At 41.9% G+C, this 23,260-nt stretch carries 24 protein-coding genes; 3 read left to right on the top strand and 21 right to left on the bottom strand.

Annotated features, from left to right (window positions below; all coding sequences use genetic code 11):
• Positions 1-7: 7 nt before the first annotated feature.
• Both IEV91_RS00715 and IEV91_RS00710 read left to right on the top strand, forming a co-directional pair.
• On the top strand, positions 8-700 hold the full coding sequence (locus IEV91_RS00715) for an amino acid ABC transporter permease (RefSeq protein WP_188495053.1): 693 nt from the start codon (positions 8-10) through the stop codon (positions 698-700).
• Complete coding sequence (locus IEV91_RS00710; protein ID WP_188495051.1) at positions 697-1,446, top strand: amino acid ABC transporter ATP-binding protein; 750 nt, start codon at positions 697-699, stop codon at positions 1,444-1,446. The genes IEV91_RS00715 and IEV91_RS00710 overlap by 4 nt, the downstream gene beginning before the upstream one ends.
• Before the next feature lie 223 nt (positions 1,447-1,669).
• Here IEV91_RS00710 and IEV91_RS00705 read toward each other — a convergent pair whose 3' ends face one another.
• The 14 genes from IEV91_RS00705 to dppA form a co-directional block, all read right to left on the bottom strand.
• Positions 1,670-2,017, bottom strand: coding sequence for a hypothetical protein (locus IEV91_RS00705; RefSeq protein ID WP_229745337.1), 348 nt, complete (start codon positions 2,015-2,017; stop codon positions 1,670-1,672).
• A 141-nt stretch (positions 2,018-2,158) separates the two neighbouring features.
• The gene (locus IEV91_RS00700; RefSeq protein ID WP_188495049.1) at positions 2,159-2,665 is read right to left on the bottom strand and encodes a DNA topology modulation protein; all 507 of its coding nucleotides are present in this window, start codon (positions 2,663-2,665) and stop codon (positions 2,159-2,161) included.
• A 50-nt stretch (positions 2,666-2,715) separates the two neighbouring features.
• Entirely contained in the window at positions 2,716-3,075 is a 360-nt protein-coding gene (locus IEV91_RS00695) for a hypothetical protein (protein ID WP_188495047.1), read from the bottom strand.
• Between the two features lie 366 nt (positions 3,076-3,441).
• Positions 3,442-4,980, bottom strand: a complete 1,539-nt coding sequence (locus tag IEV91_RS00690; RefSeq protein ID WP_188495045.1) for a GNAT family N-acetyltransferase — start codon at positions 4,978-4,980, stop codon at positions 3,442-3,444.
• A 309-nt stretch (positions 4,981-5,289) separates the two neighbouring features.
• The gene (locus IEV91_RS22030; protein WP_373284385.1) at positions 5,290-5,367 is read right to left on the bottom strand and encodes a putative holin-like toxin; all 78 of its coding nucleotides are present in this window, start codon (positions 5,365-5,367) and stop codon (positions 5,290-5,292) included.
• Positions 5,368-5,814: 447 nt separating this feature from the next.
• Positions 5,815-6,600 carry a serine hydrolase gene (locus IEV91_RS00685; protein ID WP_188495043.1) on the bottom strand — a complete coding sequence of 262 codons (786 nt, stop codon included), beginning with the start codon at positions 6,598-6,600 and terminating at the stop codon, positions 5,815-5,817.
• Between the two features lie 8 nt (positions 6,601-6,608).
• The gene (locus IEV91_RS00680; protein ID WP_188495040.1) at positions 6,609-7,613 is read right to left on the bottom strand and encodes an ABC transporter ATP-binding protein; all 1,005 of its coding nucleotides are present in this window, start codon (positions 7,611-7,613) and stop codon (positions 6,609-6,611) included.
• 42 nt (positions 7,614-7,655) lie between these two features.
• A complete protein-coding gene (locus IEV91_RS00675) occupies positions 7,656-8,564 on the bottom strand; it encodes a C40 family peptidase (RefSeq protein ID WP_188495038.1) in 909 nt (302 codons plus the stop codon).
• Positions 8,557-9,654: a dipeptide epimerase gene (locus IEV91_RS00670; RefSeq protein WP_188495036.1), complete on the bottom strand. Its 1,098-nt coding sequence runs from the start codon at positions 9,652-9,654 to the stop codon at positions 8,557-8,559. The genes IEV91_RS00675 and IEV91_RS00670 overlap by 8 nt, the downstream gene beginning before the upstream one ends.
• 123 nt (positions 9,655-9,777) lie before the next feature.
• Positions 9,778-11,406, bottom strand: coding sequence for a peptide ABC transporter substrate-binding protein (locus tag IEV91_RS00665; protein ID WP_188495034.1), 1,629 nt, complete (start codon positions 11,404-11,406; stop codon positions 9,778-9,780).
• 207 nt (positions 11,407-11,613) lie between these two features.
• The gene (locus IEV91_RS00660) at positions 11,614-12,609 is read right to left on the bottom strand and encodes an ABC transporter ATP-binding protein (RefSeq protein ID WP_188495032.1); all 996 of its coding nucleotides are present in this window, start codon (positions 12,607-12,609) and stop codon (positions 11,614-11,616) included.
• A gap of 7 nt (positions 12,610-12,616) precedes the next feature.
• Entirely contained in the window at positions 12,617-13,594 is a 978-nt protein-coding gene (locus IEV91_RS00655; RefSeq protein WP_373284379.1) for an ABC transporter permease, read from the bottom strand.
• 6 nt (positions 13,595-13,600) lie between these two features.
• Complete coding sequence (locus tag IEV91_RS00650) at positions 13,601-14,530, bottom strand: ABC transporter permease (RefSeq protein WP_188495030.1); 930 nt, start codon at positions 14,528-14,530, stop codon at positions 13,601-13,603.
• Positions 14,531-14,543: 13 nt separating this feature from the next.
• Entirely contained in the window at positions 14,544-15,368 is an 825-nt protein-coding gene (gene dppA, locus IEV91_RS00645) for a D-aminopeptidase DppA (RefSeq protein WP_188495028.1), read from the bottom strand.
• Positions 15,369-15,709: 341 nt separating this feature from the next.
• Between dppA and IEV91_RS00640 the strand changes: the two genes are divergently transcribed.
• On the top strand, positions 15,710-15,898 hold the full coding sequence (locus IEV91_RS00640; RefSeq protein WP_188495026.1) for a hypothetical protein: 189 nt from the start codon (positions 15,710-15,712) through the stop codon (positions 15,896-15,898).
• Between the two features lie 100 nt (positions 15,899-15,998).
• Here the strand turns inward: IEV91_RS00640 and IEV91_RS00635 are convergent, their stop codons facing one another.
• From IEV91_RS00635 to IEV91_RS00605, 7 genes are all read right to left on the bottom strand, one after another.
• On the bottom strand, positions 15,999-16,808 hold the full coding sequence (locus tag IEV91_RS00635) for an SDR family NAD(P)-dependent oxidoreductase (protein WP_188495025.1): 810 nt from the start codon (positions 16,806-16,808) through the stop codon (positions 15,999-16,001).
• A 42-nt stretch (positions 16,809-16,850) separates the two neighbouring features.
• Positions 16,851-18,173: an alpha-galactosidase gene (melA, locus tag IEV91_RS00630; RefSeq protein ID WP_188495023.1), complete on the bottom strand. Its 1,323-nt coding sequence runs from the start codon at positions 18,171-18,173 to the stop codon at positions 16,851-16,853.
• Between the two features lie 84 nt (positions 18,174-18,257).
• On the bottom strand, positions 18,258-19,055 hold the full coding sequence (locus tag IEV91_RS00625; RefSeq protein ID WP_188495021.1) for an SDR family NAD(P)-dependent oxidoreductase: 798 nt from the start codon (positions 19,053-19,055) through the stop codon (positions 18,258-18,260).
• Positions 19,056-19,078: 23 nt separating this feature from the next.
• Entirely contained in the window at positions 19,079-20,095 is a 1,017-nt protein-coding gene (locus tag IEV91_RS00620; protein ID WP_204871236.1) for a sugar phosphate isomerase/epimerase family protein, read from the bottom strand.
• Positions 20,096-20,233: 138 nt separating this feature from the next.
• Entirely contained in the window at positions 20,234-21,001 is a 768-nt protein-coding gene (locus tag IEV91_RS00615) for an SDR family NAD(P)-dependent oxidoreductase (protein ID WP_188495019.1), read from the bottom strand.
• Between the two features lie 76 nt (positions 21,002-21,077).
• Positions 21,078-22,079, bottom strand: coding sequence for a zinc-dependent alcohol dehydrogenase (locus IEV91_RS00610; protein WP_188495017.1), 1,002 nt, complete (start codon positions 22,077-22,079; stop codon positions 21,078-21,080).
• A 25-nt stretch (positions 22,080-22,104) separates the two neighbouring features.
• Complete coding sequence (locus IEV91_RS00605; protein ID WP_188495015.1) at positions 22,105-23,253, bottom strand: mandelate racemase/muconate lactonizing enzyme family protein; 1,149 nt, start codon at positions 23,251-23,253, stop codon at positions 22,105-22,107.
• Positions 23,254-23,260 lie beyond the last annotated feature (7 nt).

Genomic DNA, 23,260 nt, shown 5'->3' with positions numbered 1-23,260 from the left:
ATTTCTCATGGATGATCGTAGTGCAAGACTCTATCACATTTTTGTTGAATCTTTTCTACCTCTGCTTAAGGCTGGGGTAGAATTTACCATTCCATTAACCTTAGTTTCCTTTTTCTTTGGCCTGCTATTAGCCTTTTTAACAGCATTAGTACGTCTTTCACCGGTTACACCTTTAAAACTTATCGCTCGTTTTTATGTTTGGATCTTTCGAGGGACACCCTTGATTGTGCAGTTATTTATTATCTTTTTTGGGCTACCAAGTATTGGCTTAACCCTCTCGCCCTTTCTCGCTGCCTCCATTGGCTTTTCTTTGAGTGTCGGCGCCTACGGATCTGAGATCATTAGAGCGGCTATTATATCGATACCTCAAGGTCAATGGGAAGCTGCCTATTCAATAGGTATGACAAAAAATCAAGCCTTACGTCGGATCATTATTCCACAGGCATTAAAAGTTTCTGTACCACCCTTATCGAATTCATTCATTAGTCTCATTAAAGACACTTCATTGGCTGCGAGTATAACAGTAACGGAAATGTTTCAAAAAGCCCAACAGATTACTGCTCGCTACTATGAGCCCATGCTGCTCTATTGCGAAGTTGCTGTGATCTATTTGATCTTTAGTACGGTTCTATCTTCATTGCAAAATCGCTTAGAGCGTCATTTTGATTTACATTCTTCAAATAAAGGAAGCCGCTTATGATAGAAATCAAACAACTTGAAAAAGCTTTTGGCGATCACCAAGTCCTTAAAGGCATTGACCTAAATATCGAAAAAAGTAAAGTAATGGTCATTATCGGCCCATCAGGATCCGGCAAAACAACCCTTTTACGTTGTATGAATTTATTAGAAATGCCAACCAAAGGTGCGCTTCGTGTCGGTGATTTTCAGATGACTTTTGGAGAAGGAAACGTCCCAAAACAAAAAGACATTTTGAGCTTACGAAGAAAGTCAGGCATGGTTTTCCAATCCTATAACCTTTTTCCTCATAAGACGGTGCTGCAAAACATTATGGAAGGACCGGTTATTGTTCAAAGGAAAAAGCAAGAAGAAGCAGAAGCACGAGCTTTACAACTTCTCGACAAGGTGGGCCTTAAGGAGAAAGCACAGGCTTACCCTGAACAACTTTCTGGGGGACAACAACAGCGTGTAGGGATTGCACGGGCAATGGCCGTTAATCCTGAAGTATTGTTATTCGATGAACCCACTTCCGCTCTTGATCCTGAACTTGTCGGCGAAGTTCTTGGCGTAATGAAAGAACTCGCTTTAGAAGGGATGACGATGGTCGTTGTTACCCATGAGATGAAATTTGCCAGCGAGGTTGCCGACCAAATCGTACTTCTAGATCAAGGAAAGATTCTTGAGCAAGGCAGTCCCGATGACATCTTTAATCACCCTAAAGAAGAGCGGACGAAAAGCTTTCTCTCAAGATTAATTGATCCGATTTAAGCATCTAAAATATTCCCATATCATAAAAAGTGTTAAGACCCTATTTTCTTTTTCAAGAGAAGTAGGGTCTTTTGCTTACCCATTTGATAATGACACAGAAGTTATCTCAGTTTGGTTAAATAAGTAATGCTGCATTGGATGGTTTGTTAAATAATTTGAGTGATTTAAGAGGTCTATTGCAATGGGGTCTTAAAAGACTGAAAAAATAGAAATGAAGGCATAATTATTGTCTGACGCTTTTAAGCTTATCAACATCTGCCCGGACCTTTAGAGTATCAACATTTAAAATTTTCAACTGACCTTCAATACTATCTAATCGGTCCTCAGTGTTTTTACGAAATTCATGCATTTCAGCTTTAAATTCATGCATTTCAGCTTTAAATTCATACATTTCAGCTTTAAATTCATACATTTCAGCTTTAAATTCATACATTTCTGTCTTAAACTCATTCATTTCTGTCTTAAACTCATTTAAATCCTGTCTAATTTCCTTAACTTCATTATGAATCAGCTGCATACCTTCGCTAAGTGAAGCGACATGCTCTAAAATCATATTCATTTTTTCTTCCAAGTTTCTCACCTCCTTTGGATTGTTTTATTATATCATATTTTTTGTTGTTTTTTTCGTGATCTTGTCGAATTATAAACAGTAAAAGTTGCCCTTTATACGTTACAAGCTAATCCAATCTAAGCATATATTGTCTCCCCTAGCTCATTGGACATTGTCCAAAAAACGTTTAACTTCTTTTGGTGATGTCAAAATTATCACTCGTTTGTCTTGAGACAAATGCTCTAGCCTTTTTAAAATGGCTGGCCTTTTAGTTCTGGGATAATCCCAAATCCATTTAAAAAAATCTAAGTCAAATCTCTCCTCACAGCCCACCCCCATGTCTGGTCTTGTTTTATTTCGGTACTGGAGCATCCTTTTAAACGCACGGTAGATACAAATCATTCTAGGAATATCAAGAAAAATAATGGTGTCTGCTGCTACAAGTCTTAATTCCATTGTACCGCTATAGTTTCCATCTATAATCCATGCTTCTTTTTTCACTAGCTCGTTTTGAATTTGTCTTTGCTCATCCTTTTGAACACTGACCCAATGTGGTTTCCAAAATAACGCATCAAGATGATAAACATGAATATTTAGCTTTTCACCTAATCGCCTGGCTAGCGTCGATTTCCCTGAACCCCCTGAACCAATCAGTACGACTCTTTTCATAAAAACCCCCTTAAAACTTCTATTTCCTCATATCACTAAATAAACACGACTCAATTTCCCACTTGAGTAATCAAATAAAACTTATCCTTTTCCTCATAGATAATAGCCTTTTTATTTTTAAGACTTTCATAAAGACAAGTCCCTTTATTTAAAAAATTCGAGTCAAAATTTTTCTGGTCATACGCTTTATGACCTGCATCCATATCTTCAACATTTCGCTTTACAACACCTATTTTTTTGCCAACATCACTTTTATTAGTAACAGTGCTGTTTTTTGAGGCACTATATGAAATACCATCAACAACGACGAAGCGATAAGCCCAAGAGGCGGTCCTTTGTGTAGTCGAGCAAGCACTTGTAACCATTAGGATGATCAGTAAAAGAGATAAAACAACGGATCGCTTTTTCATTATTTTCCTCCTTTGTAATGAATTGGTCCCTTCACTTTGAAACAACCCCTGTAGCGAATAGAATGCTTTTATTGTTTTGTCTCTCTTTTTTAAAGACCCTTGCTTAAGGAAAACTCGGCTTTCACAAAGTCCCTATCCATGAAGACAAGTTTTTCTCCTGATCACTTTATTGCTTCGATGACTTTCTTATTCTTGGAAAATTTAGCTTTTAAATCCCCATCTGCAATTTCATTTTAGCATAAAATGCCAAATCAATTTTCTGACTTTTATAATAAAAAAGCATACCCATTTCTACCTCAATGGATATGCTTGAGTTCAGATTCATTATCGCTTTTTCGTAAAAACTTAAACGACTTGCCTTTCACGTTATTTTTTCTTCCACCTTACCTCATATAAATCACTACGACGGTCCTTGAGTTGTAAAACATCACCTGTTTTTCGATAGCGACGCAACAGTTCGAGATCAACATCCCCAACAACGACTGTTTCTATATTAGCCGAGCACTCTCCAACGATACCATCTCTAGGAAAAGCAAAATCCGAAGGAGCAAAGATTCCTGACTGAGCATATTGAATGTCCATATTTTCAACAGAAGGCAAATTCCCGACGGTTCCTGAAATCACGGTATAGATTTGATTTTCAATGGCCCGTGCTTGAGCACACACTCTCACGCGCATATAGCCTTGACGTTCATCGGTGCAAAAAGGTGTGAAAATTATCGATGCTCCCATATCCGTGACCTTTCGCGCTAGTTCAGGAAACTCAATATCATAACACACTAAGATAGAAATTTTACCGCAATCGGTATCAAAGACATGAACGTCATTTCCTGGTTTAATCCCCCACCATTTCCGCTCGTTAGGTGTAATATGGAGTTTATATTGCTTCTCAATTGTGCCATCACGACGGAACAAGTGGGCGACATTATAAATATGATGATCTTCCTCAACGAAATGTGATCCACCGATAATATTGACATTATATTTCACTGCAAGTTCACTAAAAAGCTTTAGATAATCTTCGGTAAACGTCGCCAGCTTTCGAACCGCTAAGCTGGGACTTTTTTCATCCAAAAAGCTCATAAGCTGAGTTGTAAAAATCTCCGGAAAGACCGCAAAATCTGATCGATAATTCGACGCAACATCTGTGTAGAATTCAACCTGTGTTGCAAAATCATCAAAGCTTTCAATTTTCTTCATCATGTATTGGATGACACAAATTCGAACAGGAAGTGACGTTAGAAACTGGCGCTTGGCTTTTTGCCGAAAATCGATATTGTTCCATTCCATTAGCGTAGCATATTCTTCGGAAGCAACATCATCCGGCAAATAATGGGCATTAATCCGTTTAAGTACAAAGCCATTCATTAGTTGAAACGTTAAAACAGGATCATATAAGTTCCTTTCAATCACTTCTTCGACGTACTCCCTTGGTGTAAGAGAATCTGCATGGTCATGATAACCAGGAATTCGACCCCCAATGAGAATACTCTCAAGATTGAGTTCTCGAGCCAATTCTTTTCTAGCTTCATATAAGCGTCTGCCTATTTTCATGCGCCTAAATTCAGGATCAACCATCACTTCGATACCATACAGGTTGTCTCCATCCGGATTGTGGTTGGTTATATATCCTTCATCTGTAATATCATCCCATGTATGGTTGTTATCATATTCTTCAAAGTTAATTATCAAACTGGAACACGAACCAATAATTTTACCTTCATAGGTGATACAAAATTGTCCTTCAGGGAAAATTTTAAGATGACTCTCGAGTTGATCTCGTTTCCATGGATCCATCCCAGGAAAACAACGTTTCTGTAATTCCAGAATATCATCAATGTCCTCCATTTTAATATTGCGGAGCTCCATTTTCTTTTCATACTTTGAAATATCTAATTTTGCCATGTCACTCATCCTTATTTTCTATATCCTAAGCTTATATATTTCCCCATTTTTTGAAACATGAAACCCTTATTTGATGCGTTGCTGCTTTTTATAGATAAAAGAAACACTAAGTTTCCATTACATCACTGTACATAAAAAAATAAATAGGTATAATGATTGTAGGGTTTAAGCATACAATTAAAAAGTGGCCGTAGGTGCACCACCACCCACGACCACCGACAAAGGATTCTGATGCCCCAGCGCACAGGATTAATTAACGCAGTGGCTAAAAGCCTTCCGCATAGACCAATGTCTTTAAATAAGACTGGTCTATTTTTTCTTGTCCAATAAAGCCGTGATCAAAAGCCCAAAGTCGAGCATCAACGTCAAAGCTTCGAATACGGACATGCCCGAGCACCTCCTCAGGGAAATGCGCGGGGCTTAGGATTCCCTTGCCGTTACTATATTATATCAGAATTCATAACATAAAAGAACGAATATTCCCTCTTTTGGGAAAACCACTACAATATAACTAGTTTTGTATAGGCCCTTTTTCACACCTTCTATTGACACAAAGCAATAAGTACAAGATAAAATAAGGTTACATCCGTTAAAAGCGAGCATGGCACCCTGTTAAAATGATCCGACCACATGGAAAGTGAGACCTTAGAGTCCCACTCTTTAACCTTGTTTTTTTCCACTTGAACAATAGAGAAGGCTCTCCCTTCCATGTCAGTGAATGTGACTTCTACAGAAAGCGAGCGTCTGTAGCAAAAATCCACACCGTCCTAATGATTAGAAATTTATGCTTGCCGGTCTTTAAATAAAAAACTCACCTATCCTTAGACAGATGAGTTACATATGTTCAATGATTGCCTTTCCGATCTTCCCTATGACCTGGCGACCTTCGGCATTGCTTTCCAAATCCGTTAAAAGAATGACAACGAGCGCTTCACGTCCTTGATGCTGAATGATCCCGACATCATGTTCTACACCATGAACTTCACCGGTTTTATGGGCAATCACTGGATCGTTATCACCATAATCTACGATAAGTGATGGTAATTTATTGCTGAGTTGCTGAGCTTCCATGATCTTGATTATCTCACGCCGACTGGTCTCATTCAGTCGTTCTCCATTTCTAATCTCACGTAAAAATAGCAGGATATCATGAGCCGAAATAACATTATGGCGTCCTTCTTTAATAGCGGCTTGATCAAATAACTTCCTTTGCAGACTCGTATGATGGCATCCTATGATCTGGCACAATTGATGAATGGATTCCCGCCCTAATAGATCAATCATTATGTTCGTGGCGGTATTATCTGAAACAATGATCATTAAAGTCAAAAGGTCTTTGATCGTCAGGGTCGCTTCAAGAGACAAATGAGTAAGGACCCCTGATCCTCCCACTCTTTGTTCTTTTGGAATACGAAGGCGCTGCTCAAGAAGAATCTTTCCTTCTTCATATTGTCGATAAGCCTCTACCAATATAGGAATCTTGATAACACTTGCTGCCTCACATCTTTGATGCGCATTTAGCGTGAATAATTGCCCTGCCATTTCAATGGCAATACTATAATTTCCTTTAAGGGAATGAAGAAGGGTTTCAATCTCTATTTTTAGTTTTTCAAATGCCATACCATCACCTATAACTGCTCAATTTTTTCTTTCGTTTTTTTCGCTTGTTGACCTTCGAAGATATGGCAAGCGACATAATGTTGATCATCCACTTCTGTCCAACTCGGCTTTACTGAGGCACAAATAGCCATGGCTACCGGACAACGCGTTCGAAATACACAGCCACTTGGAGGATTAACAGGACTTGGCAATTCCCCTTTTAATATAATCCGTTCTCGTTTGTCTTCGATATCAGGATCAGGAATTGGGATGGCTGAAAGCAGTGCCTGAGTATAAGGGTGTAAAGGCTTCTGGTACAGACTTGCGCTCGAGGTGAGTTCAACAATATTCCCAAGGTACATTACGCCTATACGATCACTAATATGTTTGACCATTGACAAATCATGTGCAATGAATAGATAGGTTAAGCCACGCTCTTCTTGTAACTGCTTCATTAAATTCACCACTTGAGCTTGCACAGAAACATCTAAGGCGGAAATCGGCTCATCCGCAATAATAAAATCTGGATCTACTGAAAGCGCACGAGCTATACCAATTCTCTGGCGCTGGCCACCACTAAATTCGTGGGGAAAGCGATTGGCGTGATCACGATTGAGGCCGACAATTTCTAAAAGTTCCTGAATTCTTGGCTTTCTTTTTTTCCCAGTATATAAACCATGAACATCCATTGGCTCAGCTATAATTTCCGCTACAGTTGAACGTGGATTTAAGGAAGCATAAGGATCTTGAAAAACCATTTGGACGTTCTTGGTTAAGGCGATTTGTTCTTTCGCATTTAATTGATGGATGTCTTGACCATTAAAGAGCACTTGACCTGCCGTTCGATCATAAAGTCGAATCATCGTCCTGCCAGTGGTCGATTTTCCACACCCGGATTCACCAACAAGCCCAAACGTTTCCCCCTTATAAATATCAAAGGAAACATCGTCAACGGCTTTCAACACACTTCTCTTCCCCATTGTAAAATGTTTCTTCAAATGTTTAACTTCAACAAGTTTTTCACGCTGTCCCATATCGATGCCTCCACATTCCGAAATAACAATACTTTTAAACGTTTAAGAAAAGTAGCGCCTAGCCACACAAAGTTCTTTTTCATAGAGGGTACCTTCGAGAGTAATAATTTCTACACTCCTACCCGTATTAGGCGCGTGAATCATTTGCCCCTCTCCGTAATAAATGCCAACATGATGAACACGTCCTTTACCTTCCTCATAAGCAAAAAACAGTAAATCTCCAGGGCGCAATTGATCCAGCGCGACAGCTTGCCCACTTTTTGCTTGGTCATGTGCATCTCGTGGAATCGTATAGCCATTGGCTTGGCACATCGTATAGGCAAAGCCTGAGCAATCAAAACCGAAGCCTGTCATTCCTCCCCACAAATAAGGAAGACCTAAAAAGACTTCCCCAATGGCCACAATATCAGCCCCACTCCCATTTCTTGAGCTTCCTTCTTTAGAGATTCTGACATCAGAAGAGCGTAATAATCTTACACCATTTGGGGTGTCAACTCTTATCCAAGAGTGAGTCTCCTGAATAACCTGAAGCCGTGTTTGAAAGCTAAGTAACAAATCAGGATTTTTCTGCTCATCATATAAAATGGCAAGCGGTGAGGTCACCACCGCATAGAGTTCCCTTGGCTCCTCGATAGAGGTTTTTGCCGTTAGCTGACATTTAGGAACCCAGCCCGGATAACCGCGGGAATCCTTTGAAGAAGGCTGATCGCTAACGATGATATGCGCCCACTCTTCGGTTTCGTTTAATAAAAGAACCGTCTGGCCGAATAATGCTTGTGTTTGTACAAGATTTTCACTACTTAAGGCTGCCCGTGGTTCATATTCGAGAGCCTTTAACCATTGCGAAATATCCGTCGGAGAAGTAATGGCAGGAAAATCGATCGCTCTCACAGATTCAGGTGATGTCCAAACGGTCGCGACATTGACATTAATCCGATATTCTTTACTCACTCGTGCCACCTCCAAAATCAATCGCTTGGATACCTAAACCAGGTGCTCCAGGCATTTTAATCCGGTGTCCTTCATAAACAACGCCACCTTGAATAGGATCCCTCGATAACATGAGGGGGGCATCAAAGTCGTAGCTGACGATGTTCTTCTTACTAGCCGCAAAATGAGCCGCAGCCGTTATCCCAAGCTTAGTTTCAATCATACTGCCGACCATACATTTAACCCCACAAACCTCTGCGAGATGATTAATTTTCTGAGCGTTGTAAATTCCCCCAGCTTTCATCAGTTTGATATTTATCATATCGGCTGCCCGCAGCTTAAGAACTTCAAAGGCCTGCAGCGGTGAAAACACACTTTCATCGGCCATGATCGGTGTTTCAACAGCCTCCGTTACTTGCTTTAAGCCGACAATATCCAATGCTGTTACTGGCTGTTCAACCAGCTCTATATCCAGGCCCATATCCTCTATTTTCCTTATAGCGCTGACCGCTTCCTTCACTTCCCAGCCTTGATTTGCATCTAGGCGGATCCGAATGTCTTGTCCGACACGTGCTCGAATTTCTTTTATTCTCTCAATATCTTTTTTGATGTGATCCTTCCCAACTTTGACTTTTAAAACTGAAAAGCCCTCGTTAACATAACGAACCGCATCCTCACCCATTTCTTCTGGCTCATTGACACTAACGGTAAAATCAGTTGCGACTTCTGATTGATAACCTCCAAGATACTGATACAGAGGCATCTCGGCATTTTGCGCTAAACAATCGTAAATCGCCATATCAACTGCCGCTTTGGCACTGACATTATGTACAAGAGCCTTCTCAAGGTCATAAAAGAGTGCCTCAGAGTTTAGTAAACTTCTTCCTATCAACAAAGGCTTTATTACTTCTTGTATAGCCGAGTCAATACTTGACATGCTATCGCCTGTAATCACAACCGTTGGTGGTGCCTCTCCCCACCCTACATAACCATTATCACAAACCAATTTGACGACGACAGTCTCCGCCGTATAAACCGTCCGAAGCGCTGTTTTAAATGGCTTACTTAAAGGAACAGAAAGCCGATAGGTATCCAGTGTGCTAATCTTCATGTTCTCCCACCTTTCATGAACACCTTCGAATATGTATAGGTATGATGAACTTTCCCCTATCACGCTTAGCTAAAAAGGAAGGAAAGAGGGAAAATGCCTCCCTCTTTCTATCATTTTCTACTACTATTTAATATCAGCCCATTTGAGATCGAGATAACCTACAGGGTGACGGATAACGTCTTTCACATTATCTTTTTGTAAATATTCATAGTCATAATATTTTATAGGCACAATTGGGGCTTCATCAAAGAGAATATCTTCCGCTTGATGGAGGTCTTGAGAGCGTTTGGCTTCATCCGTTTCTTTACCTGCCTGATCGATGAGTTGATCATATTTTTTGTTACTCCATCCTGTACGGTTCATTGACGAATCAGTCGTAAAACTGATGAGTGAATTCAGTGGGTCTGCATAGTCATTGATGAAAGAGCTTCTTGAAAATTGAAGTTTCAAAGCTTTTTGCTGATCCGAGAAGACATTCCACTCCATATTGGCAAGCTTGACATTCACACCGAGTACCTCTTTAAATTTTTGTTGAAGTGCTTCAGCCACTTTTTTATTGGTATCGTCGGTGTTATACGTCAACGTCACCTGAGGAAGCGTCTTATATCCTTCTTCTGCCATTCCTTCTTTTAACAATTTTTTTGCTTCATTGGCATCATATTTATTATAGTCTTTGCCTTGCGCACGGAAATCCTTTCCATCAGCATCTGGTAGTCCTGGTGAAACAAACGCGTGGGCAGGCTTCTCTTGGCTCTTAATCACATATTTCACAAGCTCCTCCTGATCAACGGCGAGGGCAAATGCTTTACGAATTTTTTCATTTTGGAACGGTTCCATTTTTGTGTTGAAGCGATAAAACTCAATACCTGCTTCAGGGCTGACGGTTACCTTACCTTGTTTCACTAATTGGGCTGAAAGATCCGCAGGTACATCTGCTTGATCTAAATCACCTGATTGAAACATTTGATACTCAGTATTGGAATCATTAACCATCGCCCAATCGACTTCATCAAGCTTAACAGTATCAGCATCCCAATAATTTTTGTTCTTTTCCATCACCATCTTGCTATTATGCTGCCAGTCTTTTAATGTGAAAGGCCCATTTCCTACAAACGTTTTTGCTTCTTTAAACCAGTTCGCATCCTTATCTGCGACTTTTTTATCAATCGGGAAGAAGCATGGGTTCGTAATAATGTTTAAAAAGGCTGCATCAGGATTGGCAAGCGTGACTTCTAAGGTTTTATCATCATTTGCTTTCACCTTTACATCGTCTGCAGACCCTTTCCCAGAATTATACGCTTCGGCTCCTGCGATCGAGTTGCCTAGGAAGGCTGCTGGTGAAGCCGTTTTTGGATCTAACATTCGCTTCCAAGCGTATTCAAAGTCACCCGCTGTCACATCGTCTCCGTTTGACCATTTGGCATTACTGCGAATATGGAAAGTGTATGTTTTTCCGTCATCAGAAATGTCCCATTTCTCCGCCATCGCAGGTTCTGGGTTATTATCTTTTCCAAGGCGAACTAAGCCTTCCATGAGATTATTTAAAGCATTCCATGAAACTGCATCAAAGCCTTGCGCGGGATCAAATGAAGTTGGTTCATTCCCGTTATTTAAGTGTAAAACTTTTTTTGAGCCAGAACTGGCACCATCACTTCCTGAGCTGCTACCTGAAGTCGACGATTGTTTTGTCGAACATCCCACAATAGCTAAAGAAAGCACAATAGTTACTACAAGAAAAAGATACTTTTTCAAATGGTTGTCCCCCTATATTTATTAGTTTCTATAAAGTAAAACTCTAATGGCAGCGGCAATCTTCATCCCGCTCCTATTGAGAGTTAAACCATCTAGCAGTTTAATAGCCTAGCTAATTACCAAGTCACCCTCAACGAAGAATCACTTTTCTACTGCAGTGCCCTCTTCCTTCGTTAGCCAATCCTTTAGTATTTTTCAATTGAATGCTTATCCCTTTGTCGCGAACGTGACCTTTTTCGCTCTTTCATCCTGTAACCAACAATCGACTTTATGATGGTCATTGATATGAGATGTTAATGGATAATAGTGATCACACACTTCCATAGCCTGGTCACATCGCGCCATAAAGGGACAACCTTTTGGTGGCGAAAACAAGTCTGGTGGTGTACCTGGGATCGGAATGAGTGCTTCCTCTTCCTTGTCAATGCGTGGAACCGAGCGAAGGAGTCCACGTGTATAAGGATGCTGAGGTCGATAAAAAATTTCTTGGCGATTGCCGATCTCCACCACTTTACCGGCATACATAATGGCAATGCGATCAGCGACTTGAGCGACCACCCCTAAATCATGTGTGATCAATATAATAGAGACACCTGTTTCTTTCTGAATCTTTTTAAATAGCTCTAGAATTTGTGCTTGAATGGTCACATCCAACGCTGTTGTCGGCTCATCTGCAATTAGAACGGAGGGATTACAGACAAGAGACATTGCAATCATAATCCGTTGCCTCATGCCACCACTAAACTGATGCGGATATTGCTTTAGTCGTTCCGATGGATTCGCAATCCCTACCAAATCTAGCATTTCGAGCGCAACTTCTTTTGCTTCACTTTTTGATTTATGAGTATGTTGAGTAATGCCTTCAATTAATTGAGAACCAATGGTAATGGTTGGATTTAAGGACGTCATGGGATCCTGAAATATCATTGAAATATCAGATCCTCGTATTTTTCTTAATTCCTTCTCGGGTAATGTTGCTAAATCATGACCATTAAAAAGAATGGCACCTTTGACTATATCGCCTGTAGTTAAGCGCATAATACTTTCGGAAGTGACTGTTTTACCACATCCCGATTCTCCAACAATGGCCAATGTTTCACCTTTTTTTAAAGTAAAATTGACACCACGAACGGCCTTGACCGTTCCACCATAGGTTGGAAAACTGACATGAAGGTCATTGACTTCAAGAATTGTTTCTACCAAGTTGACTCTACCTCCTCAGTTTCGGATCAAGTGCATCCTGTAGACCATCGCCTAGAACATTGAAAGCGTACATTGTTAATGAAATAAAGAAGGCTGGAAAGAACAGTTCCCACCAAAACCCCGTTAAAATCGCAGACAAACCATCATTGGCCATCATCCCCCAACTTGCATAAGGCGGTTGAATCCCCAGCCCTAAAAAACTAAGGAAAGCTTCTGAAAAAATTGCTGAGGGTATCGTCAATGTCATTTGGACAATAATTGTTCCCATAGTATTTGGCAATAAGTTCTTACGAATAATCTTCATCGTCTTTGTCCCAAAGGTTTTAGAAGCGAGCACGAACTCATAATTTTTGATTTGCAAGACCTGCCCTCTGACAATCCGAGCCATGCCAACCCAACCTGTCACTGTCAAAGCTAAAATAATGGTAGAGAGTCCTGGCCCCATTACTACGAGCAATAAAATAACCATGAGAAGGTAAGGAAGACCGTAGAGGATCTCGACAATCCGCATCATGACGCTATCCACTTTACCGCCTTTATAGCCCGAGATTCCTCCATATATAACGCCGATAAACAGGTCGATAAAAGCAGCCATAAAGCCTACAAAAAGCGAGATTCTAGCTCCATACCACGTCCGAGCAAACATATCACGTCCCAAGGCATCTGTCCCAAACCAATAGGTTTTAGAGGGCGGTAAATTTTGATCGGTAAACACTTGCTTTGTTGCACTATGTAACGAAATTATCGGTCCGAAGATGGCTAAAAGAATAAGAATGATTAATACAACAAGACCCGTCATCGCTAATTTATTCTTCCTTAATCGGTTCCAAGCATCCTGCCAGTACGTGAGACTCGGTCGCACAACAGCTTCTGCTTCTTTTCCCATCCGCTTTTTAGCGACAAATAAATGGTCAGGAGCTTCTGATAAGGATGTAAGTGTATGACCCTCATCACTCATCAAGTCATTTTTTTCGCGTAATCCCATGTCAGATTATCCCTCCTTCTTATGCAACTTGATTCTAGGATCCAAAACACCGTACGCAATATCGACAAGAAAGAGCATGATAATAAGAAAGCCACTATAAAAAACGGTCGTGCCCATAATGACAAAGTAGTCACGGCTGTTAATACTATCAACAAAGTATTTGCCCATCCCTGGAATCGCAAAGATCTTCTCAATGACAAAGCTTCCCGTTAAAATCCCCGCTGTCAGTGTCCCTAAAAGCGTCACAACAGGGAGTAAAGCATTCCGGAGGGCATGCTTCACAATAATTTTAATTGGTGAAAGCCCTTTCGCTTTGGCTGTTCGAATATAATCTTGAGTTAATACTTCCAGCATACTCGAACGTGTAAGACGAGCAATAATCGCCATCGGCCCTGTCGCTAAAGCCACTGTTGGTAAGACCGCATGCATAGGAGTGGCCCAAGTTGCCGTAGGAAAAATCGCCCAGTTCACAGCCAGCTCTTGTATGAGCAAGGTCGCCATAATAAAGTTAGGAACAGATATTCCGATAACAGCAATTGTCATCGCGATATAATCGATAATCCCATTATGCTTCAAGGCCGCCAATACCCCTAAAATGATCCCAGAGATCACTGCGACAAGTAAAGCAAGCATCCCGAGTTCAAAGGAAACCGGAAATCCACGACTTAAGAGATCATTAACGGTTTGGCCCGGAAGTGTGATCGACTCCCCAAAATCAAAGTGAAGAATATTATTAAGGTAATGAACATATTGAATCGCAATCGGTTTATTCAATTGATAGTGCTCCATTAAGTTCTCTTGTACAGAAGCACTTGTATTACGCTCTTGGTTAAACGGTGAACCCGGAGCAAGGTGCATGAGAAAAAAGGTTAAAGTCACAATGAGCCACAACGTGACGATCATGGCGACAAAACGACGCAAAATGTATTTCACCATAGTGTTTCACTTCCTAACTGAAGGTCGCGTTCATGGCTAGCTCTGTCATGACGAGCATCGCTTGATAGGCTTCTAATATCGTATTCGCTTGGAATTGAACGATGGTACTCTCCGCTTGCAATTTTGTTCCGGGCATCAAATGTGCCCATTCTGCTTGTCCATAATTGGCGAATTCAATTTGTAATAGCGGACGTTCTGGAGGAATAAGTGGTTTGACGCTATCCCTATTCTCTATAGCCTTTTTCGTCTTTTCTCTTAATAGCTCACCACTTTTTTGTGGGGTCAAACTCTTGGCAGCGGTGCGTGATATGTATTCCTTGACTACGGCTGTCGTCACACCAGGAATTAGCGCTTCAGCCTCCTTGGCTGTCTCATCATCTCCTGCAACCATTAAAACTGGCACACCGTAATAACCAGCAACATAGGCATTAAAACCAAGTTCTCCAACTTCTAAATCATTAATAAACATCCTTCTCGCCCCAAAAGTCATGGTGTGAGATAACACGCCCTTTGAAGACCCGCGCGTATGATAACCAACAAAAACGGCTCCACTAAATGAATCATCTAAGCCTTGCACCATCGAAAAAGGCTTAACATCCCCAGTAATCAATTGCGCTTCGGGATGAAGCTTCTCTATCAACAGATTATTCATTTTCGAATGGCTATCATTAACAATGACTTCTTGACACCCATTCTCAAAAGCGCTTGTGATGACGTGATTGGCTTCTGCCGTCATTATTTCGCGTCCTCTAGAATAATTATGTTTAGAGGAATCTACCATTGTTGCATCGATAATACCTGTAATACCTTCCATGTCTACTGACATATAAAGCTTCATCACTTCTGCCTCCCTTGCTGACTTCATTCCTTCAAATGTTGAATGGTTACGGTTGAAAATCGTTGCCCTATTTAAATATAATATTTAAATAATTCTTAGTTATCAATTATACAATATTCTATAAAAAAATAAAATATGGAATTATTTGAGTATAGATTTTACCCTACCTAATCGAGGGTCAAAGGTCTATTAGTTTGTAAGTTTTTCTTACACGAAAATCTCATAAAGCTCTTAAACCAATAAGACAAACAGCACTACGAAAAAGAAAGCGATAGCCTACAGAATATCTAACATAAAAAAGGAGATTCTAAAACAAGAGCTTTTCGAAAGGAAGATGTATAATGCCCTATCTTAATGAATACGAGGAACAAGCGGCGGTTCTATTCGCTCACTTTAAAAAGGAAAACATTCCATTGACTGAAGCAACACAAAATTTAATTACAAGCTGCCTTAAAGAAGCCTACGAATGTGGTTATGAAAATGGATTGGCTGATGAAAAAGAGATTACAGAGAATCCTATTAGCGGATAAATGAAATGAGGAGGACGTCACAAGCGACGATCTCCTCATTCAATAGATTAGGATTTAAATGTAAGCGAAGCGATGCATACCTCAAATGCATTTATCATTATTACGCTTTATGAGATTGCGCACCTCCATCAACATATAACATTTGCCCTGTGATCTGACTCGCAAAATCAGAAGCTAAAAAGATGGCAGCAAATGCAAGATCCGTCCCTGTTTGAAATCTCCCTAATGGCATTGATTGACCGCTTCGTTCCATAGCCTCAAGATCTTCCCCGACTTTTTTCCAGCGCGCAACTTCGCCATCCGAAGCTACCCATCCCGGATGAATACAGTTGACCCTTATACCATATCGTGACAAATTCTGGGCGACATTTCGGGTTAATGTAATGATGCCACCTTTTGAAACGGCATAGGCAGTTGTATCTATTTGTCCCTTAGTGGCATGAAGGGAACCAATATTGAGGATATTCCCACTTTTTTGTTCAATCATCATCGGTGCAACCGCTTGCGAAGTGAGATATGCCCCCTTTAAATTAACCGCAAGCACTTTATCCCAAAAGGCTTCATCCATCTCAAGAAAATCAGCCCTCGGAAAAATACCCGCATTATTGATTAAAACATCTATGTGCTTAAATTCGTCAACCACGGAAGCCACCATATTTTTTACATCCACTGGCTTTGACACATCACAATGAAAGTACTGGACATTGTACCCCTTTTGTCGCCAGCCATCGGCTAAATTTTCTCCTTGATCATCCATAACATCAATAATGGCAATATGGGCATCCAGTTGTACAAACTGCTCCACAATCTGGGCACCAATCCCCCTAGCCCCACCGGTAACCATAATGGTTTTCCCTTTATAACCACTAAAACCCATTTTAATATTTGGAGTGATTGCGGTTTTCTCCATATTTATCAACCCCGACTTTCATTTATACGATTTCCTCACACTTTAAGACAGATGTTTAAATTGTGGAAGCCACTCTCGATTTGCTGCAAACATTTCATCAACCATGTTCTTAATTTCCTCTAAACTTAACACTGCTGAAGTGAGGGGATCAAAACAAATCGCATGAAATATTTTTCGTGGATCTCCTGTTAACGCTCCTTCTACTGCTAATTCCTCACAGCGTGCGCTTGTATTCACTAATAAAGCCAGCTGGTCCGGTAGTGGACCGACATGGATAGGGCTTAAGCCACCCTTGGAGGCAAGAACAGGAACCTCTACACAACAGCCCTCAGGTAGATTGTCAATGAGCCCAAAATTTCTGACGTTTCCATTAAACTCAAATAAATTCCCACTACCAATCGTCGCATCAAATATATAGGCAGCATATTCCTCTCCCCGCTGCAAGTCGATGGGACTGTCTCGCCATTCCTCCATTTGCTGCTGCCAATGAACCCTGCGCTCTTCTGCGTGTTTGATGGTCATCGCATATTCGCCTGGATTCCATCCCGTACCATGCGTGCAGTATTTTTCGATCAAATCAGGACGCTTACGAAACCAAGCATTATATTCGGAATTATGTCCACTTGATTCTGTGACATAATAATCCAAATGAAGAAACATCTCATTTCGCACTTGTTCTTCGTTGTATATTTCCGGCCTCTTTAATACCGCCTCACGGATTAATGGATAAGCGTCTTTGTTATTCCACTTATAGTCCAGATAAAAGGCCTGATGGTTAATCCCTGCGCATCGATAGGTAATTTCATTCATAGGCGCGCCGATCCAGCGCGCCAACATTGCTGCCGTGCCTTGGACACTATGACATAACCCTGTTACTTGTAGCTTACTTTCACTTTGCATCGCTCTACAAAGCATTGCCATTGGATTCGTGTAATTAAGGAAAATAGCGTCCGGGCAATAGCACTCAATATCTCTACAAATGTCCATCATTGCCGGAAGCGTGCGTAAAAAGCGAAAGATCCCCGAGGGTCCTCTCGTGTCGCCGATATTAATATCCACCCCATATTTTTTGGGGATTTCCAAATCCGTTCGCCACACTTCTAAATCGCCGACGAGAATGGTTGTCACGACCCCATCAGCCCCTGTTAAGGCTTCAGCTCTATTGGTCGTTGCCTCCACAGTAGCCCCGTAATGTCCAGCTGCAATGATTTTTTCCACCATACTTTTAGCAAATCCCAATCTCTCTGAATCAATATCCATCAAGGCAATGGTGCAGTCCTCAAAAGCTGGAAAGGTTAATAAATCACGGACTAAATTTTTCGTGAATACTAAACTCCCTGCACCAATAAAAGTGATCTTTGTCATCCTTATATCCCCTTTTTAAAAAAATGACGATTTATCCTTAACCGTATCTTCATAAGTATCTATTCCGCTTGTTACGTACACGGGTTATGACTGACTATCTGCTTTTTCGTAGGCCATTCGTGGAATCTGAGTGGCTAATTTCCCACCACTGACATCGATCAAAGTCCCAGTGATATAACAAGCTTGGTCAGAAGCGAGGAAACAGATAAGATAAGCCACCTCTTGCTTTTCCCCCCAGCGACGGAGGGTTAAAGTATTCAATAACTCTTGTTGTCTTTCCTGTGGAAGCTCTGCAAAGTGATTCATCTCTGTAGGAATCATCCCCGGCGCGTAGCAATTGACTGTAATGTTCCATGGGCCTAATTCACCCGCAAGTGTGCGCGTGAATTGCTTTACTCCGGCTTTCGACGAGGCATAGGCAGCACTTCCGAAACTAGGGACAATGGCAGCAAAGGAGGAGGCATTAATAATCCGACCAGACTGTTGTTGCTTCATAATGGGAATGACCGCTTTACACATTAAAAAAGCACCTTTCAAATTAATATCATGATTCAGATCCCATTGATCTTCCGAAAGGCTATCAACTGGACTGCCCCCAGCAACACCAGCATTATTGACTAAAATATCAATGCGTCCATACACCTCTTCAATATCAGCAATAACCTCCTGAATCCGCGAAAAATCACGGACATCACAAAGATACTGTCGACCTTCAAAGCCCTTTTCAGAAAACTCATCCGCAACATCTTCAAGGTAGGTTGCCTTTATGTCAATGACAATGGTTTTGACCCCTTCCTGAGCTAATGTCGTTGCAATAGTCCTACCAATACCGCGTCCCCCACCTGTCACGATGGCTACCTTATCTTGTAAATCAATGTGCATGTATAAGGACTCCTTCCTTTTTACTAGGCCCGATTTATTTTAGATTCATATTTTCGAAACAAAGGGACAATATAAGCAAGGCTTGTGGCTAATTGCCCCTCTTCGTACGCAATGATAGCCTTTACTGGTTCTCCCTTTTCATACGGGGTCCGCCAATCTGCTGGGGGTTTGGCGTGACATCTGACCAATTGAAGCACTTGAGCCAATTGCGCCGCTGAGCGAGGAGGGTAATCGGTCCAATAGTCCTCCGCTAACACTCGAGTATTTCGAGCCTCCAAAGCACCGAGTTCAATAGAAAAAGTCATTTCAGGGCACTTTTCATGCAAGAGATCAAAAAGTGCTGGAAAATCGATGACCCCTTGACCAAGTGGACATCGAACAAGACGATAGCCTTCCTTACTTAGATAGATCCAATAGTCTTTTAGATGAACATTTTTTAGATAAGGCGCGACACGCTTTGCAAAATCAATCGGCTCTTCGGCCGTTGCCAGCGGATTACCCGCATCCAAATTTATCCCAAAATGCGGAGAATCAATCGTCTCACAAAGCCATAGCAATTCTTCTGAAGCAAGATCCTGATGATTTTCAACTGCTAAACATACACCCGCTCGCTCGGCAAGACTTACCGACGCACGCAGTCCGTCTAAAACTTCTTGCAAAAAAGCTTGCCATTGTCCGGTTAATCGCCGACGGTCCCCGCCAAAATTTGCCCCACCTACAACCGTCCGAACCGTCTTTGCCCCTAATTGAACGGCTGCCTCAATCGCGTCAGCCAGTTTATCGGGGGTATAGCCTCCTGCTGCAACTGTAATAAATTGCCCCTTTGTCTCGGCATACTGGGCAACTTCTTCAACATTTTCCAACTCTAAAAGATTAAGGGGGAATTCCACCCCTGAAAGTCCGGCTTCCTGAGCCTGATCCATCAGTTCTTTTGGTCGAATCGCCGGACGGTCAGATTGAGGGTGCAGGCCCATGGCATATGTCGTGCCAAATACGGAAAGTCCCATTTTCATTTGTCTTATTCCTTTCTGTTTCATCATTCATCTTTCACCTGCAGCGTGAAAAAGAGTTATATTATGGCATGGCATTAAAGGAAAATGTGTTTAAATGTACTAGAGTCATATGACTTCAAAAATATATAAAAGAGTTCCCCTTACTCCTTCCCTATCAACAAAGGGTTATCTGGCAGACCAGCCACCATCGATCACTAGATCTGCTCCTGTCATAAAGCTTGAAGCATCCGAAGCGAGGAAGACGATCGCTCCAGCCAGTTCTTCGGGATCTCCCCATCGTCCTAACGCGATATTGTCAATAAAGTAATGATTGGTTTCCGGATCTTCCATCACAACCTTATTGAGCTCAGTTGCCATCGGCCCTGGACTTAAGGCATTCACTGTCACATTATCAGGAGCCCACTCCAAGGCTAGGACTTTCGTCAATTGCAACAGTCCTCCCTTACTCGAACTATACGCTCCTCTCCCTGGTAAAGCGACACTGCCTAACATGGAGGCAATATTAATCACTCGACCATGTTTTTGTCGCCTCATATATTTGGCAACTGCTCGAGCACAAAGGAAAGGAGCTTTTAGATTGGTATTTTGAACCAAATCCCAACTTTCTTCATCAAACGCTTCAATCTCTTTTCGAATGTTCACCCCGGCATTATTGACAAGGATATCAATACTTCCAAAGTGCTCCACCACCGTACGAACCATTGATTCGACATCATCTGCCTGAGTGACATCAACCATCACTCCTAATGTCGGTTGTCCAGTGGCTTCTGCAATAAAAGAGGCCCCTGCTTCCGCCCTTTCCTTATTCCGACTGGTGATGGCCACGTTGGCACCTGCCTCGGCCAAGGCTAGCGCCATGACCCTTCCTAAACCTCCCGATCCCCCGGTAACCAAGGCTACCCTTCCGTCCAATTTAAATTTTTCTAGGCTCATTCCCCTCTGCACTTCCTTCCGTAAAATATGTAACGATCACCCTTTAATAACAAGCTTGTAATGAAAATTTATAGCTTTAGGCCATCGTTAATAAAATTTTTGCGATTTTTCCAGCATTCCCTATTAAGTGTTCAAAACAAGCGCCCCCTTCCTCCAAAGGGGCCTGAAGCGTCCACGGCTCTAAATGGACTTTACCGTCCTCGATCCAATGGAGAGCGGTTTCAAAATCATCGTGGCTATAAGCAAAAGAACCGTGCATACTGACTTCATTACGGATAATGGTATTAATCGGAAGCCTGCTATCAGCTTCATGCAAACCGGTAAAAATGACATGTCCCCCTGATTTTACGGAGGTCATGCATTGGGACCGCGTCACTGCTAACCCCACGGCATCAACGGCTGCATCAAAGCCCCTGTTGGCAGACTCTTGGCCCAAAGCATCAAGAGACGGCACCGCTCTTGCACCCATTTCCCTGGCGATCTCTAATCGTCCTTCGTTAAGATCAATCACCACAATATGGCGTAAGCCCATCACTTGAGCGGCAATGAGAGTGAAAAGACCAATGGGGCCCGCCCCAACGATGAGTAACTGATCGGAAGGCTTAAGGGATAAAAGCCGACAAATATGGACAGCACAAGCAAATGGCTCCGTAAAAGCCCCCTCCTCAAAGCTCACATGATCTTGTAATAGATACGTATTTTTTTCCGGAACAACAACATATTCAGCGTAGGCCCCTGGACAATGAGCGCCTAATAATTTTCGCTCTTGACACAGCTGCTCGCGTCCGGATTGACAATACCCGCAAATCCCGCAAGAAATCAGGGGATTTGCTGTGACTCTATCCGAGATTTGAAAACGTGTCACCGCTTCTCCTACTTGAGCGATCGTCCCAGAAAATTCATGTCCCATAACTAATGGTGGATGTCGCAGCGAATTTTGACCTAAGTAGCCTCCTAATTCCGAGCCACAAATCCCGGCACGTTCGACCCGAATGAGAACTTCATCTTTTTTGGGCACTGGGACCGGCTGTTCTCTAATATTCATGAGTTTGGGTCCTTCGTAGACGAGAGCTTTCATAACGACATTCCTTTCTTTTCTAATATCATTTATTCCCCTCACGTTTTTCCCAACCATCTTTATATAAAGGCAGCCAATTCCCCGGATGATAAGGATGTTTTGATAATTCTTCTAAGTCAAGATCAACACCTAAGCCCGGACGTTCCGAGGGACGCAAGTAGCCATTTTCAACTTTTAACGGATGATCCAGTAGCTTTTCTTCCCATGGTTCATTAAAATCATCAAAGATTTCGTGGAGATAAAAGTTCGGTGTCGCCATATTAAGATGAGCACAGACAACAGAACATATCGGTCCCTGAGCACTATGGGGCGCGATTACGCCATGATGGGCATTCACCATCCCACAGATTTGTTTGGACGCAGAAATGCCCAAAAATTGGGGTTCAAGCTGGATAATATGGACTGCATCATGCTTTAATAACTCGGCAAATTGCTCCCTGCTATAATAATCCTCCCCACAGGCGACAGGCACTGGACTCCTTTTAGCTACCTCAACCATAGCCGCGATGTTTTGTGCAGGAACTGGGGCTTCAAACCATGTTGGTTGATAAACTTTCATAGCATCGGCGAACTGTAATGCAGTGTGGGCACTGAAACGATTATGCCCTTCTATTAAAATATCGACATCAGGGCCCACCGCATCTCGTACAGCACCAATAATATCAAGAGCCAAGGCAAAATCATCTCTGTCAACCGTACGCCACGCAGAGCCAAAGGGGTCAAATTTTAAGGCTGTATACCCTTTCGAGACGACTTCTCGTGCTCTCTCGTAGAAAAACTCTGGGGTCCTTGGTCCTGTGTACCAACCATTGGCGTAACAACGAAGCTTCTCATGACAGCTCCCCCCTAACAATTTATACAAGGGCTGATTCGTGACTTTCCCAATAATGTCCCAACAAGCAGTTTCAACCGCCGCAAGTGCAGACCCCTGTATTTGCCCACCATCCGAAAAAACATCCCGGGTCATTTTTAAGCTAAGGGCCTCGACATCAAAGACACTTGACCCAATAAAGAGATGTTTGAGTTCATGGATGGCGGCTTCTACGGTTTTAGCAAACCCGTTTAATGTCCCTTCGCCAATGCCATAAACCCCCTCTGTGGTGTGCAATTTGACGAACAGCCAGTTTTTCCATGGGTTCCCGACAATAAACGTTTCAACTTCTGAGATCTTCATAAAAAAG

Origin of the sequence: Pullulanibacillus pueri (assembly GCF_014639255.1) — a bacterium.
In the GTDB taxonomy this organism is placed as follows: domain Bacteria; phylum Bacillota; class Bacilli; order Bacillales; family Sporolactobacillaceae; genus Pullulanibacillus; species Pullulanibacillus pueri.
Note: the sequence above shows the minus strand (reverse complement) of the source record. Positions and strands in the feature narration are given on the sequence as shown.

Coding starts and splice junctions, on each gene's coding strand:
- melA (WP_188495023.1), bottom strand. CDS start 18,173: ATGACAAAGATCACTTTTATTGGTGCAGGGAGTTTAGTATTCACGAAA.
- IEV91_RS00685 (WP_188495043.1), bottom strand. CDS start 6,600: ATGGCATTTGAAAAACTAAAAATAGAGATTGAAACCCTTCTTCATTCC.
- IEV91_RS00695 (WP_188495047.1), bottom strand. CDS start 3,075: ATGAAAAAGCGATCCGTTGTTTTATCTCTTTTACTGATCATCCTAATG.
- dppA (WP_188495028.1), bottom strand. CDS start 15,368: ATGAAGCTTTATATGTCAGTAGACATGGAAGGTATTACAGGTATTATC.
- IEV91_RS00670 (WP_188495036.1), bottom strand. CDS start 9,654: ATGAAGATTAGCACACTGGATACCTATCGGCTTTCTGTTCCTTTAAGT.
- IEV91_RS00655 (WP_373284379.1), bottom strand. CDS start 13,594: ATGGGATTACGCGAAAAAAATGACTTGATGAGTGATGAGGGTCATACA.
- IEV91_RS00680 (WP_188495040.1), bottom strand. CDS start 7,613: ATGGGACAGCGTGAAAAACTTGTTGAAGTTAAACATTTGAAGAAACAT.
- IEV91_RS00715 (WP_188495053.1), top strand. CDS start 8: ATGGATGATCGTAGTGCAAGACTCTATCACATTTTTGTTGAATCTTTT.
- IEV91_RS00635 (WP_188495025.1), bottom strand. CDS start 16,808: ATGGAGAAAACCGCAATCACTCCAAATATTAAAATGGGTTTTAGTGGT.
- IEV91_RS00710 (WP_188495051.1), top strand. CDS start 697: ATGATAGAAATCAAACAACTTGAAAAAGCTTTTGGCGATCACCAAGTC.
- IEV91_RS00640 (WP_188495026.1), top strand. CDS start 15,710: ATGCCCTATCTTAATGAATACGAGGAACAAGCGGCGGTTCTATTCGCT.
- IEV91_RS00650 (WP_188495030.1), bottom strand. CDS start 14,530: ATGGTGAAATACATTTTGCGTCGTTTTGTCGCCATGATCGTCACGTTG.
- IEV91_RS00700 (WP_188495049.1), bottom strand. CDS start 2,665: ATGAAAAGAGTCGTACTGATTGGTTCAGGGGGTTCAGGGAAATCGACG.
- IEV91_RS00620 (WP_204871236.1), bottom strand. CDS start 20,095: ATGATGAAACAGAAAGGAATAAGACAAATGAAAATGGGACTTTCCGTA.
- IEV91_RS00690 (WP_188495045.1), bottom strand. CDS start 4,980: ATGGCAAAATTAGATATTTCAAAGTATGAAAAGAAAATGGAGCTCCGC.
- IEV91_RS00625 (WP_188495021.1), bottom strand. CDS start 19,055: ATGCACATTGATTTACAAGATAAGGTAGCCATCGTGACAGGTGGGGGA.
- IEV91_RS22030 (WP_373284385.1), bottom strand. CDS start 5,367: ATGTCCGTATTCGAAGCTTTGACGTTGATGCTCGACTTTGGGCTTTTG.
- IEV91_RS00605 (WP_188495015.1), bottom strand. CDS start 23,253: ATGAAGATCTCAGAAGTTGAAACGTTTATTGTCGGGAACCCATGGAAA.
- IEV91_RS00615 (WP_188495019.1), bottom strand. CDS start 21,001: ATGAGCCTAGAAAAATTTAAATTGGACGGAAGGGTAGCCTTGGTTACC.
- IEV91_RS00610 (WP_188495017.1), bottom strand. CDS start 22,079: ATGAAAGCTCTCGTCTACGAAGGACCCAAACTCATGAATATTAGAGAA.